Annotated in this window: 13 protein-coding genes and 1 riboswitch; of the genes, 12 read left to right on the top strand and 1 reads right to left on the bottom strand. The window is 70.6% G+C overall.

From position 1 onward, the window contains the following. The first annotated feature begins 17 nt into the window (after nucleotides 1-17). The 5 genes from sucC to G9U51_RS12555 all read left to right on the top strand — a co-directional run bounded on the left by sucC (nucleotide 18) and on the right by G9U51_RS12555 (nucleotide 4,261). Nucleotides 18-1,187, top strand: coding sequence for an ADP-forming succinate--CoA ligase subunit beta (gene sucC / locus G9U51_RS12575; RefSeq protein ID WP_166197281.1), 1,170 nt, complete (start codon nucleotides 18-20; stop codon nucleotides 1,185-1,187). Between the two features lie 36 nt (nucleotides 1,188-1,223). Next, nucleotides 1,224-2,111, top strand: coding sequence for a succinate--CoA ligase subunit alpha (gene sucD / locus G9U51_RS12570; RefSeq protein ID WP_166197280.1), 888 nt, complete (start codon nucleotides 1,224-1,226; stop codon nucleotides 2,109-2,111). A gap of 117 nt (nucleotides 2,112-2,228) precedes the next feature. Next, a complete protein-coding gene (locus G9U51_RS12565) occupies nucleotides 2,229-3,464 on the top strand; it encodes a cell division protein PerM (protein WP_166197279.1) in 1,236 nt (411 codons plus the stop codon). A gap of 156 nt (nucleotides 3,465-3,620) precedes the next feature. Continuing rightward, nucleotides 3,621-3,878, top strand: coding sequence for a hypothetical protein (locus G9U51_RS12560; protein WP_166197278.1), 258 nt, complete (start codon nucleotides 3,621-3,623; stop codon nucleotides 3,876-3,878). After that, nucleotides 3,875-4,261, top strand: coding sequence for a hypothetical protein (locus tag G9U51_RS12555; RefSeq protein ID WP_166197277.1), 387 nt, complete (start codon nucleotides 3,875-3,877; stop codon nucleotides 4,259-4,261). The genes G9U51_RS12560 and G9U51_RS12555 overlap by 4 nt, the downstream gene beginning before the upstream one ends. 163 nt (nucleotides 4,262-4,424) lie before the next feature. Here the strand turns inward: G9U51_RS12555 and purN are convergent, their stop codons facing one another. Next, nucleotides 4,425-5,039, bottom strand: a complete 615-nt coding sequence (gene purN / locus G9U51_RS12550; RefSeq protein WP_166197276.1) for a phosphoribosylglycinamide formyltransferase — start codon at nucleotides 5,037-5,039, stop codon at nucleotides 4,425-4,427. 26 nt (nucleotides 5,040-5,065) lie between these two features. Between purN and G9U51_RS12545 the strand changes: the two genes are divergently transcribed. The 7 genes from G9U51_RS12545 (at nucleotide 5,066) to G9U51_RS12515 (ending at nucleotide 13,087) form a co-directional block, all read left to right on the top strand. Continuing rightward, entirely contained in the window at nucleotides 5,066-5,464 is a 399-nt protein-coding gene (locus G9U51_RS12545) for a hypothetical protein (RefSeq protein WP_166197275.1), read from the top strand. A gap of 26 nt (nucleotides 5,465-5,490) precedes the next feature. After that, nucleotides 5,491-5,572, top strand: a riboswitch (ZMP/ZTP riboswitch). A gap of 31 nt (nucleotides 5,573-5,603) precedes the next feature. Further along, nucleotides 5,604-7,202 carry a bifunctional phosphoribosylaminoimidazolecarboxamide formyltransferase/IMP cyclohydrolase gene (gene purH / locus G9U51_RS12540; RefSeq protein WP_166197274.1) on the top strand — a complete coding sequence of 533 codons (1,599 nt, stop codon included), beginning with the start codon at nucleotides 5,604-5,606 and terminating at the stop codon, nucleotides 7,200-7,202. Between the two features lie 49 nt (nucleotides 7,203-7,251). Further along, complete coding sequence (locus tag G9U51_RS12535; protein ID WP_166197273.1) at nucleotides 7,252-8,169, top strand: DMT family transporter; 918 nt, start codon at nucleotides 7,252-7,254, stop codon at nucleotides 8,167-8,169. A gap of 184 nt (nucleotides 8,170-8,353) precedes the next feature. Next, nucleotides 8,354-9,169 carry an ABC transporter ATP-binding protein gene (locus G9U51_RS12530; protein ID WP_166197272.1) on the top strand — a complete coding sequence of 272 codons (816 nt, stop codon included), beginning with the start codon at nucleotides 8,354-8,356 and terminating at the stop codon, nucleotides 9,167-9,169. A 59-nt stretch (nucleotides 9,170-9,228) separates the two neighbouring features. Next, nucleotides 9,229-10,203: an ABC transporter substrate-binding protein gene (locus G9U51_RS12525; protein WP_166197271.1), complete on the top strand. Its 975-nt coding sequence runs from the start codon at nucleotides 9,229-9,231 to the stop codon at nucleotides 10,201-10,203. Next, nucleotides 10,200-12,269, top strand: coding sequence for an iron ABC transporter permease (locus G9U51_RS12520; protein ID WP_166197270.1), 2,070 nt, complete (start codon nucleotides 10,200-10,202; stop codon nucleotides 12,267-12,269). The genes G9U51_RS12525 and G9U51_RS12520 overlap by 4 nt, the downstream gene beginning before the upstream one ends. Next, entirely contained in the window at nucleotides 12,266-13,087 is an 822-nt protein-coding gene (locus tag G9U51_RS12515; protein WP_166197269.1) for a siderophore-interacting protein, read from the top strand. Before G9U51_RS12520 ends, G9U51_RS12515 begins: the two co-directional genes overlap by 4 nt. Nucleotides 13,088-13,147: the final 60 nt, after the last annotated feature.

Genomic DNA, 13,147 nt, shown 5'->3' with positions numbered 1-13,147 from the left:
ACGAGGATGGATTCCGCGTGGATCTTTTCGAATACCAGGCGCGCGACATGTTCGAGGCGCACGGCGTCCCGGTGCTGGCTGGCAAGACCGCCACGACGCCGCAGGACGCCCGGGCCGCAGCTGAGGAGATCGGGGGCGGCGGAGTCACCGTCGTGAAGGCCCAGGTCAAGACCGGCGGCCGCGGCAAGGCCGGCGGCGTGAAGGTCGCCAAAACCCCCGACGAGGCGCAGCAGTATGCCGAGCAGATCCTCGGCATGGACATCAAGGGCCACACCGTCGGCACCGTGATGATCGCCCAGGGCGCCGACATCGCCGAGGAGTACTACTTCTCGATCCTGCTCGACCGCACCAACCGCCGCTACCTCGCGATGTGCAGCAAGGAGGGCGGCGTCGAGATCGAGCAGCTCGCGGTCGAGCGGCCCGAGGCGCTCGCGCGCGTCGAGGTCGACCCGAATGTCGGTGTCGATGAGGCCAAGGCGAAGCAGATCGTCGAGCAGGCCGGCTTCGACGCCGAGACCGGCGCCAAGATCGTGCCGGTGCTGCAGAAGTTGTGGGAGGTCTACCGCGACGAGGACGCCACGCTGGTCGAGGTCAACCCGCTGGTCAAGACCGGCGACGGGCAGATCATCGCCCTCGACGGCAAGGTGACGCTGGACGGCAATGCCGACTTCCGCCACCCCGACCACGCAGCGCTGGAGGACAAGGCCGCCGCCGACCCGCTGGAGGCCAAGGCCAAGGAGAAGCACCTCAACTACGTCAAGCTCGACGGCGAGGTCGGCATCATCGGCAACGGGGCGGGCCTGGTCATGTCCACCCTCGATGTGGTCGCCTACGCGGGCGAGCAGTATGGCGTCAAGCCCGCCAACTTCCTCGACATCGGCGGCGGCGCCAACGCCCAGGTGATGGCTGACGGTCTGGACGTCATCCTCGGTGACGATCAGGTGCGTGCGGTGTTCGTCAACGTCTTCGGTGGCATCACCGCGTGCGACGAGGTCGCCAACGGCATCAAGGGCGCGCTGGAGATCCTCGGCGACAACGCCACCAAGCCGCTGGTCGTGCGCCTCGACGGCAACAACGTCAACGAGGGCCGGGCCATCCTCAACGAGCTGAACCACCCGCTCGTGACCCAGGTCGACACGATGGACGGGGCGGCGGCCAAGGCTGCTGAACTTGCCCGCACGAAGTGACCCGCTGACAGCTGACGAACGAGGGAATCATCAATAATGTCAATCTTTTTGAACGCTGACAGCAAGATCATCGTCCAGGGCATGACCGGCGGGATGGGCTCCAAGCACACCGCGCTGATGCTCGAGGCGGGGTCGAATATCGTCGGCGGCGTCAACGCTCGCAAGGCCGGCACCACGGCCGAGATCGGTGGCAAGGAGTTGCCGGTCTTCGGCACGGTCAAGGAGGCGATGGAGGCGACCGGCGCGAATGTGTCGGTGGCCTTCGTGCCGCCGCAGTTCGCCAAGGACGCCGCGGTCGAGGCGATCGACGCGCAGATCCCGCTGCTGGTCGTCATCACCGAGGGCATCCCGGTGAAGGACACCGCCGAGTTCTACAACTACTCGATCGGCAAGCAGACGCGGATCATCGGTCCGAACTGCCCCGGCATCATCACCCCGGAGGAGTCGCTCGCGGGCATCACCCCGCACACGATCGCCGGCAAGGGCCCGATCGGGCTGGTCTCCAAGTCGGGCACGCTGACCTACCAGATGATGTATGAACTGCGTGACTTCGGTTTCACCACCGCGATCGGCATCGGCGGCGACCCGGTGATCGGCACCACGCACATCGACGCTCTTGAGGCGTTCGAGGCGGACCCGGACACCAAGGCGATCGTCATGATCGGTGAGATCGGCGGGGACGCCGAGGAGCGGGCCGCGGCATACATCAAGGAGCACGTGACCAAGCCGGTCGTCGGCTATGTCGCCGGGTTCACCGCTCCGGAGGGCAAGACGATGGGCCACGCGGGTGCGATCGTCTCCGGCTCGTCCGGCACGGCCGCGGCCAAGAAGGAAGCCCTCGAGGCGGCCGGGGTCAAGGTCGGCAAGACGCCGTCCGAGACCGCCGCGCTGATGCGCGAGATCATCTCCTCCCTCCCGCAGTAACCCCAGCAGTCGTATGACGGGTGGTCGCCTCACGAGGTGACCACCCGTCGCGCTTTCGTCATACCTCCGGCGTGGTGCGCGAGTGATCGCTGGGGCGCGGGTGACCATGGAGCCCTCATGAGTCTGCTCGAGCGCATCACACCGACGTCCGCTTCCGGCCCCTCGTCCGGCCCCGATCGCGCGGTCTTGCTGACCGCGGCGGGGTATGGCGTGATGGCCGCCGCAGCGGGCTATTTGGTCCTGCTGGTCCCCGTGCTCGCCGCCTGGACGCTCGACCCGCGCAGCTCGACCTCGTGGACCGACTGCCTGGCACTGGCGGCCAGCCTCTGGGGGCTGGTGCATCACGGCCGGGTGAGCGTGCCGACCAACGCGATCTCAGCGGTGACCTTCTCGCCGCTGCTGATGACCGCGCTCGCGGTCGTGCTGGTGCGGGTCGCGGCCCGTGGCGTGCTGGCCCAGCTCGACGACACACCCGACGAGCGCACCTGGTGGCGGCCGTGGGCGGTCTTCGCCGGTGGGTATGTCGTGGCCGGCTTCGCGCTCGCCGCGCTCTCGCAGGCCGGTCCGGCCCCGCTCGCCGGGTGGTCGGTGCTGGCCGGGCCGCTGCTCGTGGTGGCCCTCGGAGCGGGCTGGGCGCTGGCTCGCGACGGCGAGCACCCGCTGCGGGCGATCATCGACCGGCTGATCGACCGGGGTGGGGTGCCCTTGCGACGCGCGCTGCGCCCGGCCGCCGAAGGCGCGGCCGCGCTCGCCGGACTCGGGCTGCTGGTCCTGCTCGGCTCGGTCCTGATGCATCTCGACCGCATCAGCGCGGTATCGCGGCTGTTGGACACCTCCGGTTCGGGCACAGCCCTGCTGTGGCTCGGTCAGCTCAGCGCGGTGCCCAACCTGATCGTCCACTCCGCCCTCTGGGCCACCGGCGCGCCGGTCCACGTGGGCAGTGCGGCCATCTCGACCAGCAGCGTGGAGCCGGGAGCGCTGCCGACCATTCCGCTGCTCGGTGCCCTCCCCGAAGCCGGCGCCCTGCCCGGCTGGGCCGCCCTGATGCCGCTGCTGCCACTCATCGTCGGGGGCTTCGTCGGACATCGCGTCGCCGCCCGCTTCGCAGCCCTCAGCCCGCTGCGGTCCAAGCTGCAATCCGGAGCGGCGGCCATCGGCGTCCTGGTGGCCGGCGCGGTGCTCACGCTGTGGCTGTCGCGGATGGGTGTCGCCCCCGGGCGACTGGCCGCGGTTGGTGCGTCCTGGTGGTCGATTCCGTTGCTAGCGCTGGAGTTTGGCGCCGGCGTGCTCGTCGCGATCGCTGGCGCCCACTGGGCGACTGCCCGCCGTGGAGGGCTCGTCCGCCGCGACTAAGGCGGTAGGCCGGGCCTGACCGGCCTGGCCCGGCGGGCACCATCGTGCGCGTGGACGGATCGCATTGCACAACGTCGGGTCGGTTGGCCGATCTGGTCGCCTCGGTGACCTATCGTCGTTGAGTGGGTCGGACCTCGACGCAAGGAGGCGGTCCGGATGACGCGGTCGGACGACGATCACGTCGGTGACAGTGCCGAACTGGCAGCGCAATCGCACTTGGCCTCACGAGCCGCGGGCTCGCTGGAGCAGTTGAGTCGCGACCTGCGCGATCAGCGCGAGCGTGCCGCCACCATCGATGATCCGTCGGTCGCAGCAGCGACGGCCAAGGCGCTCGAAGCTCTGTCCGCCGAAGCCGAGGGACTGGTCGTTCAGGTGCGTAGGCTCGCCGGGATGACCGAGGAGGAGAGCACGTGACGGACGCCGGACCCGATCCGGCGTCAGTTCTGCGCGGAATCGCCGAGTCACTCTCGGCCCAGGTCCGACCCCTCGAACGCTGCCGCGCCACCGTCTCCGGCGTCGCCGCCGCGACGATCACCCACCTGCCGGCCGACCACGTCGACCAGGCCGCGCGGGTCGCGGCCGGGCTCGACCTCGGCCTGGCCACCCTCACCGACTCGGTGCGGCAGGTCGCCGACGTGCTCACGCGGTATGCCGGGGATCCCGACCCCAGCGACGCCGACCGTGACGACTTCCTGATGGCCATGGACGGTGATTACGCCACTCCGCAGCGCGCGCCGCACGACGGGGCGCCGCGCGCGGTGCGCGGGTCGGTCATCGAGCTTCCGCGCGGCGACTGACGACACCCTCTGCTACAGCGGTAGTAGGGGAATCTGGCGGTTATAGCGACCGCATCCCCTTACCACGGGTGTCGGCTCTCTCTACAGCGGTAGTAGGGGAATGTGGCGGTTATAGCGACCGGATCCCCTTACTACGGGTGTCGCTCCCGCCGCGGTGTGGCGGTCAGGGGCCGATGAGCACCCGCCGGCCCTCGAGGCGATAGCCCTCGCGAGCCAGTCGGCCGACATACTCCACGAGCTGCGGCCGCTCGACCGACTTGATCCGCTCGGTCAGCGAGTCGACGGTGTCGTCATCGAGCACGGGCACCGCGGCCTGGGCGATGATCGCGCCGGTGTCGACGCCGCGGTCCACCACGAAGAGCGTCGCGCCGGTGATCTTCACGCCATACGCGAGCGCGTCGGCCGGGCCATGGATCCCCGGAAAACTCGGCAGCAGGGCGTTGTGGCTGTTGAGATAGCGCCCGCCGAACCGGTCCAGGAAGGTCTCGCCCACCAGCTTCAAGAACCCCGCCGACACCACCAGCTCCGGCTGGAAGGACGCGACCTGCTCGGTGAGGGCGGCATCCCAGGCGGCCCGGTCGGGGAAGTCGCGCACCCGGCATACGAAGGTCGGTATGCCGGCCCGCTCGGCTCGCGCGAGCCCTTCGACCCCCGCGCGGTCGGCTCCCACGGCGACCACGCGGACGCCATACGCCGGATCCGCGCTGGCGTCGATAAGGGCCTGGCACAGCGAACCGGCTCCGGACAGCAGCACGACGACGGGGGCGGGGGAGCTCACGGTGGCTCACGCTAGCGTGAGCCACGATGGACACCCCGATGCCCCCGGAGCAGGCGCAGGACGCCTTCCGCCAGTCCCGCCGCGCGACCGGGTATTTGCTGCTCGCGTTCCTCGCGTCGTTCATGCCGGTGCCGTTCAATGCGGTGGCCTTCCTGCCGCTCACCGCCTCGCTCGTCGCATCGGCCCGGTGCTATGGCGCGCTGCGAGAGGCGAGCGCCCCGCGCAACGCGCGCTGGTGGACGATCAGCGGAATGGCGATCACCGCGATGCTCGGCGTCAGCCTCGCGCTGCCGTACATCTTCTGGGGTGCGGCGGCGCCCTATCGCGACTGCCTCGAGGGCGCGAACACCAAGGCTGCGGTCACCGCGTGCGACAACCGGTTCGACGATGGGCAGCATTCCTTCCTGGCCGACCTGTCCGGTTAGAGCCGCCGACCCGCGCGCCGATAAGCTCGGCGGCACACGACTGGCGCAGGTGGACCACCACCGGGAAGTGAACCGCATCGACGCGCATCGCCCGCCTGGGTGCGCCTCGGACTTCGCTACGACCCACGAGGGAGCATTCATGTCCCAGCAGCGTCCGATCAAGCGCGCACTCATCTCGGTCTACGACAAGACCGGCCTGGAGGAGTTGGCGCGCGGGCTGCACGACGCCGGCGTCGAGTTGGTCTCCACCGGTGGCTCGGCCGCGCTCATCGAGTCGCTCGGCCTGCCGGTCACCAAGGTCGAGGACCTCACCGGCTTCCCCGAATGCCTCGACGGGCGGGTCAAAACGCTGCACCCGCGGGTGCACGCCGGCATCCTGGCCGACTCGCGCAAAGACACGCACGTGCAGCAGCTCGCCGACCTCGGCGTCGAGCCGTTCGACCTGGTCGTGTCCAACCTCTATCCCTTCACCGAGACGGTGCTGTCCGGCGCGTCCGCCGACGAGTGCGTCGAGCAGATCGACATCGGCGGTCCCTCGATGGTGCGGGCGGCCGCGAAGAATCACCCCACCGTCGCGATCGTCACCGATCCCTCGACGTATGACGACGTGCTCGCCGCCGTGCGCGCCGGCGGGTTCACCCTCGAGCAGCGGCAGCGGCTGGCCGCCGAGGCGTTCGTTCACACCGCGACATATGACGTCCACGTCGCCTCCTGGATGGGCAACGTGCTGGTCGACACCTCCGATGGTCAGGGCTACCCGGCGTGGATGGGTGCCACCTGGACCAAGCGGGAGACGCTGCGCTATGGCGAGAACCCGCATCAGTCGGCTGCGTTGTACGACAACGGTTTTCGCCCCGACGGCGACGGTCTGGCGCAGGGCGAGCTGTTGCACGGCAAGGCGATGAGCTTCAACAACTATGTCGACGCGGACGCGGCCCACCGGGCGGCATACGACCACGGCGACCAGCCGACGGTGGCGATCATCAAGCACGCCAACCCGTGCGGCATCGCCGTCGGCGCCGACATCGCCGAGGCCCACCGCAAGGCGCACGAGTGCGACCCGGTGTCGGCATACGGCGGGGTGATCGCCGCCAACCGGCCGGTGACCCGCGAGCTCGCCGAAGGCCTCAAGGGGATCCTGACCGAGGTGATCGTGGCGCCCGACTTCGAGGCCGACGCGCTCGACGTGCTCACCCAGCGCAAGAACATCCGGCTGCTCAAGGTCGGCGACCGCCAACCGGCGATGGAGCGGCGGCAGATCTCCGGCGGCCTGTTGATGCAGGAAGGCGACGCACTCGACGCGGTGGTGCGCGGCGAGGCGGGCGAGATCGTCGGTGGCGACGACGCGGCCAACTGGCGGCTGGTGAGTGGCGACCCGGCCGACGAGCCGACGCTGGCCGACCTGCAGTTCGCCTGGCGGGCGGTGCGTGCGGTGAAGTCCAACGCGATCCTGCTCGCGCGCGGTGGCGCGTCGGTCGGTGTCGGCATGGGCCAGGTGAACCGGGTCGACTCCAGCCGGCTCGCGGTGCAGCGTGCGGGCGAGGAGCGGGCGCGCGGTGCGGTCGCGGCGTCGGACGCGTTCTTCCCCTTCGCCGACGGGTTGCAGGTGCTGATCGACGCCGGGGTGAAGGCGGTCGTGGCGCCGGGCGGGTCCAAGCGGGACGAGGAGGTCATCGCCGCGGCGCAAGAGGCGGGCGTGACGATGTACTTCACCGGAACCCGGCATTTTGCCCACTGAGGCTTCGCCGCCGGCCACGGTCGGCGACTCGCGGCATCACCTGCTCGCAATGGTGGGCGCCTTCGCCGCCGGCGTCGGCTTGTCGCTGCAGTCACGCATGAACGGCGCGGTGGCCGCGCATTCGGGGCAGTGGATCGTGGCGGCGCTGTGGAGCTTCGGCTCGGGCCTGATCGTGCTCACCCTCGGCTTGCTGGTCTCGCGCTCGATGCGGGCCGGATGGTTCGGCATCCGCGATGCGCTGCGCGAGGGCCGGTTGCGCTGGTGGCAGTGCATCGGCGGCATCGCCGGGGCGATCCTGGTCGCGGTGCAGTCCTGGTCGGTGCCGATCGTCGGGGTGGCAATCTTCAGCGTCGGCGTGGTCGGTGGGCAGACGCTCAACGCGCTGCTGGTCGATCGGCTGGGACTCGGCCCGGCCGGCATACAGGCGGTGACGGTGTCCCGGGTGGTCGCGGCGGTGGTGGCGGTCGTCGGTGTGGTCGTGTCGGCGACGGCGCATCGCAGTGGTGGGTCGTTCGCGGTCTGGCCGGCGCTCGCGGCGTTCGCGGCCGGTGCGCTGATGGCCGGCCAGCAGGCGACCAACGCGCGGGTCTCGGTCGCCAACGGCAGCCCGATGGCGACCACCTGGCAAAACTTCTTCGTCGGCACGATCGCGCTGCTGGTGATGAGCGCGGTGATCCTGGCGCGGACGGGAACGGCCGGGTGGGGCCCGCCGACCGGCGTGCCGTGGTGGGCCTGGTGGGGTGGTCTCGTCGGCATCGTCTTCATCGCGATCACGGCGTGGGCGGTGCGGCACACCGGAGTGCTGCTCTTCGGGCTGCTGTCGGTGGCGGGGCAGTTGCTGGCGGCTCTGTGCCTCGATCTGCTCGACCCGGTGACCCGCGGTGACGTGAGCGCGCAGTTGGTGCTCGGGTTGGGCATCACGCTGCTGGCGGCGATGGGTGCGGGTGTGGCGGCGCGCCGGCGCTGAGTCGAAGAGGCGGGCGCGCGGGTGTCCGCGTGTGCGCACGAGCGGTGGGGCGGATCTGCGGACACTCGGTATGGCGGGTGCGTGGGTGTCCGCGTCTGCGCACGTGCCGTGGCGCGTTGCTGCGGACACGCCGATGTCGGACCCGGGTTGCACGATTAGGTAAGGCTTGCCTAACGTTGGTCGCATGAGCCCGACCTCCGTCACTGCCAGCGACCTGCAGCTCGCCCACGGTCGCACCGATGTCGTGCGCGGCGCCGGCCTGGACCTGCGGCCCGGCGAGGTCACGGCGCTGGTCGGGCCGAACGGCAGCGGCAAGTCCACCTTGCTGCGCGGCATTGCTCGGCTGCACCCGCTCTCGGGGGGCACGGTGCAGTTCGTCGCCGACGACGGCTCGACCGACGCGGCCGACTTGTCCTCGCGCGAGGTGGCCCGCCGCATCGCCATGCTGTGCCAGCAGCGACCGGTGCCGGCCGGCGTCACGGTGCGCGATGCGGTCGGTTTCGGCCGCTACCCGCATCGGCAGCGGTTCACCGGGCGGGACGACGATGGCGCCGCGGCGGTGGATCGGGCCCTGGCGACCTGCGGGCTGACCGAGCTCGCCGACCGTGCGGTGGACGCGCTGTCCGGCGGCCAGGTCCAGCGCGTCTGGCTCGCCGCCTGCCTCGCCCAGGACACCCCGGTGCTGCTGCTCGACGAACCCACCAACCACCTCGATCTGCGTCACCAAGTCGCCGTGCTGGAACTCCTGCGCGCCCTCGCCACCGATGGCGCGGCGGTCGGTGTCGTCCTGCACGACCTCAACCACGCCGCGGCCATCGCCGACCGGGTCGTGCTGCTGGTCGACGGCGAGGTCGTCGCCGACGGCACGCCCGCGCAGGTGCTGACCGCCGGCCGGCTGAGCGATGCCTTCGGCGTGCCGGTGTCCACCGGACACACCGCCGACGGACGTTTGCGGGTGGATGCCTTCGGGCACCTGCGCGCGCTCACGGCCACCGCCTGATTCACGCCAAGCCAAGCACACGTCATACCGAATCTCGTTCTCTCACAACGGAAGTCATTATGTCCCTGAAGTCCGCTCTGCCCATGCTCGCCGTCGCCTCGTTGCTCGCCGGATGCGGGAGCACCGCCACTGCCGTCAACCAAGGAGGCAAAAGTGCGGGCGGCCAGGTCACCGTCACCGATGGCAAAGGGCAGCGTGTCACGCTGAACGCCCCGGCCAAGCGGATCGTCACGCTGGAATGGGCGCAGACCGAGGACGCGATCACCCTCGGCGTGCAGCCGGTCGGGGTGGCCGATGTCAAGGGCTTCGGCAGATGGGACAGCGCGGCCAAGATCAGCGGGCAGCCGATCGATGTCGGTCTGCGTGCGACGCCGAGCCTGGAGGCGATCGCCAAGGCCAAGCCGGACGTGATCGTCGGTGTCGAGGAGTCGGTGCCCGCCAATGTGCTCGGGCGGCTGAAGCAGATCGCTCCGGTCGTGCTGCTGAAGGGCGCCGATGCGAGCAATCCGATGGGCAAGATGGAGTCGAACTTCCGTGCGGTGGCCACGCTGCTCGGCAAGCAGGACAAGGCGAACACTGTGCTGGCGAGCATGAATTCCTATCTCGGCACGCTGCGCACCAAGGTGCAGGCGACGCCGGCGGGCAAGCGGCCCTATGTGCTCGCCTATCCCAACGCCCAGGGCAACACCGTTGACTTCCGGATGCACGCGACCGGGTCGCTGCCGGGGGCCGTCGCGCAGCGGCTCGGGCTGGTCAACGCGTGGAAGGGCAAGGGTGACCCGGTCTGGGGCGTCGGTTCGAGCGACCTCGAGGGCCTGTCCACCCTGCCGGCCAACACGACCTTCCTCTACTGGGGCAGCAGCGAATCGGACCCGGTCAAGACCGTGCTGCCCAAGAGCGCCGCGTGGACCGGCCTGCCGTTCGTCAAGTCGGGGCAGGTGGTGCGCACCGCCGACGGCGTCTGGCTGTATGGCGGTCCCGCCTCCGTGCGCCAGTGGGCCGACCGATTGGTCGCCGACCTCGCGACGGCGTGACCCTCACGCACGCGGTGCCGGTGGTGCAGCCCAGCCGGGCGCGCCACCGGCTCCTCGGCGCGCTGCTGGGGCTCGGGATCGTCGCGGCGCTCGGCATCGCGCATCTGGCCCAGGGCACGACGGGTGCCCACGTCCTGTGGGACGCGCTCGCCGGTGACCCGTCCGCTCGAGCGCTGGTGCTCGACGGGCGGCTGCCGCGGCTGGCCGCCGCCCTGGTGGTCGGGATCTGTCTCGGGATGGCCGGTTGCGTGTTGCAGTCGATCACCCGCAACCCGCTCGCCTCCCCGGACACGCTGGCGGTCAACGCTGGTGCAGCGCTGACCCTCGCGGTCGGTGCCATCGTCGGCTGGCCGGTCGCGGGCTTCGCGGGGATGGGCCTGGCCTTCGTCGGCGGCCTTGCCGCGGCGGCGATCGCGCTGCTCGCGGCGGGGGACCGGTCGCCCGTGCGATTGGTGCTGGCCGGGTCGGTGCTCACCCTTGGGTTGTCATCGGTGACCGGCATGCTGATCCTGCTCGACAGCCAACGCACTCAGGGGCTATTCGCTTGGGGCGCAGGCAGTTTGGACCAATCCGGTATGGCGGGCGTGCTGCAGCCGGTCCCTCTCGTCCTCGTCGGTGTGGTGCTGCTGCTGGCGCTCGCACCCCGTCTGGATCTGCTCGGTCTCGGCGATGACGCCGCGGCCTCGCTCGGGGTGCCGGTGGGTCGGACCAAGGGCGCACTCGTGGTCGTTGCGGTGCTGCTGTCAGCGGTCGCGGTGACCTTGTGCGGCCCGCTCGGTTTCGTCGGGTTGTGCGCTCCGGTGGCGGTGACTGGGCTCGCGCGGCGGTATCCCGGCTTGCGCCCGCACCGGGTGCGCGTGCCCGCCAGTGGGCTCGCCGGTGCCGCCGTGGTCATCGTCGCCGACCTCGTGGTCCGGGCGACGCTGGGAGCGCAGGCCGCGGTCGACATACCGACGGGCGTCGTGACCACGATCGTCGGCGCGGTGGTGCTGATCGGGCTGTCCCGGGGGATGCGTTCGGGCCGGTCGGACGTCGGCGCGACGGGCATGGGCCGCACGCTCGAGCGCACCGCACGCCACCCGCGGCTGGTGGTCGCCGTCACTGCGGCCGCCCTGGCTGCCGCGATCCCCGGTGCCTTGCTCCTCGGCGATGGGCTGCTGCTCGGCGGCGATCTCGTCAACTGGGTGCGCGGTGTCGCGCCGGGGTCGGTGTCCTTCGTGGTGGAGTCTCGGCTGCCGCGCGTGGTCGCGGCCGTGACCGCAGGCGTCGCCCTGGCGGTTGCGGGCACGCTGGTGCAGGCGGTCAGTCGCAATCCGCTGGCTGATCCCGGCCTGCTCGGGGTCAGCTCGGGAGCCGGTCTGGGCGCCATCCTGGCACTGGTTGGCGGACCTCTGGTGGGGTTCACCGCCGGATCGGGGGCAGTCTTGCTGGGTGCCTTGACCGGTGCGGCTGCGAGCGCCGTTGTCATCGTTTTCGCTTGTGCGAGAAGCGGATTCGACCCGACTCGAGTCGTGCTCGTGGGTCTCGGCGTGCAGGCGGGGACCACTGCGCTGACGACCTTCCTGATCGCGCGGACCGACCCTTCCGATCAGAGTCGCGCGCTCACCTGGCTCGGCGGCTCGACGTATGGCGCGAGCCTGGCCGGTGCGCTTGTCGTCGGCGTCATCGCGGTCGCCGGGTTGGCGGCGGGGGTGTGGGCGCACCACCGACTGGATCTGATCCAGCTGGACGCTGACACCCCGGCGCTGCTCGGTGTCTCGACCATGCGCGTGCGCGCCGGCGCGATCGTCGTCTCGGTGGTGCTGGTCGCGGCCGCGACCAGCGTGGTCGGGGTGGTGGGCTTCGTCGGCCTCGTCGCACCGCACCTTGCCCGCGTGCTCCTCGGGGCGCGGCACCGGGGGCTGCTCGTGCTGGCGGCGCTGCTCGGCGGGCTATTGGCCTTGGTCGCCGACACCGTCGGTCGTGCCGTTCTCGCTCCTGTCCAACTGCCGATGGGATTGGTGTGCGCCTTGATCGGCACCCCGGTCTTCGCCCGGCTCCTGATCGCCACCCGAGGTGACCGATGAGCGCCTACCGACCGTTCGATGTCCGGCTCGCCCGGCGGGAGGTGAGGAGTCCGTCATACCTGCGAATCACGTTGTCCGGCAACGACTTACGCGAGTGCGGTGATGTGGTCCTCGACCAGCGGGTGAAGCTGCTGCTCGGGGGTGACCTGGATGCGGTGCTGGGCCAGGACGAGTGGTTCGCGGCGCTGCGGGCGCTGCCAGCGCAGCAGCAGCCGAGCCTGCGCACCTTCACGCTGGCGGCGGTGCGGCGCGAGGTGGGCGAGGTCGACATCGACGTCGTGCTGCACGAGCCGTGCGAGGGGCCGGCGGCTTCGTTCGCCGCGACCGAGCCGATCGGCACGCGCGCGGGACTGGTAGCGCCAGTGCGCGGAGCCGAGGGGGCCGACGAGATCGGCGTCGCGTGGCGTCCCGGTGCGGCGCGCGAGGTGTGGGTGGTCGCCGACGAGACTGCGGTGCCCGCGGCTGCCAATATCGCGACTGCGCTCACACCCGGCCACGCTGCGACGCTCGTGCTGGAGGTGCCGCGCGCGGACGACATACGGCCTCTGGATGCCCCTTCGGGCACGACGGTCCGCTGGTGTGCGCGCGACCGTGGCGAGAGCGCACTCGATCACCTGCCGTTCCCGTGCGGGCCGGTGCAGGCCTTCACCGCCGAGGAAGCGCTGTGGGACGAAACGAGTGGTGAGGGGCGCTACCTGTGGGTCGCGGGGGAGATGAGCTGGGTTGCGACCATCCGTCGTTCCGCGCGCGCGGCGGGCATCGATCGGCAGGGCTCGTCCTTCATGGGCTACTGGCGCCGGGGAGGAACCATCAGCTGAGTTCCTTTGCATAGCAACGGGATTCGGCGTCGTCGGCGTAGTGACGAAGGGTTCGGTCGG

Source organism: Metallococcus carri (genome assembly GCF_011440275.1).
Taxonomy (GTDB): domain Bacteria; phylum Actinomycetota; class Actinomycetes; order Actinomycetales; family Dermatophilaceae; genus Metallococcus; species Metallococcus carri.
The sequence above is the reverse complement of the archived record's forward strand: the minus strand, read 5'-3'. Positions and strand labels throughout refer to the sequence as shown.

Bases quoted from the DNA above. Each gene is read 5' to 3' on its own strand.
- G9U51_RS12545 (WP_166197275.1), top strand. From the start codon at position 5,066: ATGGACACCCCGATGCCCCCGGAGCAGGCGCAGGACGCCTTCCGCCAG.
- G9U51_RS12525 (WP_166197271.1), top strand. From the start codon at position 9,229: ATGTCCCTGAAGTCCGCTCTGCCCATGCTCGCCGTCGCCTCGTTGCTC.
- sucD (WP_166197280.1), top strand. From the start codon at position 1,224: ATGTCAATCTTTTTGAACGCTGACAGCAAGATCATCGTCCAGGGCATG.
- G9U51_RS12515 (WP_166197269.1), top strand. From the start codon at position 12,266: ATGAGCGCCTACCGACCGTTCGATGTCCGGCTCGCCCGGCGGGAGGTG.
- G9U51_RS12530 (WP_166197272.1), top strand. From the start codon at position 8,354: ATGAGCCCGACCTCCGTCACTGCCAGCGACCTGCAGCTCGCCCACGGT.
- G9U51_RS12560 (WP_166197278.1), top strand. From the start codon at position 3,621: ATGACGCGGTCGGACGACGATCACGTCGGTGACAGTGCCGAACTGGCA.
- G9U51_RS12535 (WP_166197273.1), top strand. From the start codon at position 7,252: ATGGTGGGCGCCTTCGCCGCCGGCGTCGGCTTGTCGCTGCAGTCACGC.
- purH (WP_166197274.1), top strand. From the start codon at position 5,604: ATGTCCCAGCAGCGTCCGATCAAGCGCGCACTCATCTCGGTCTACGAC.
- G9U51_RS12565 (WP_166197279.1), top strand. From the start codon at position 2,229: ATGAGTCTGCTCGAGCGCATCACACCGACGTCCGCTTCCGGCCCCTCG.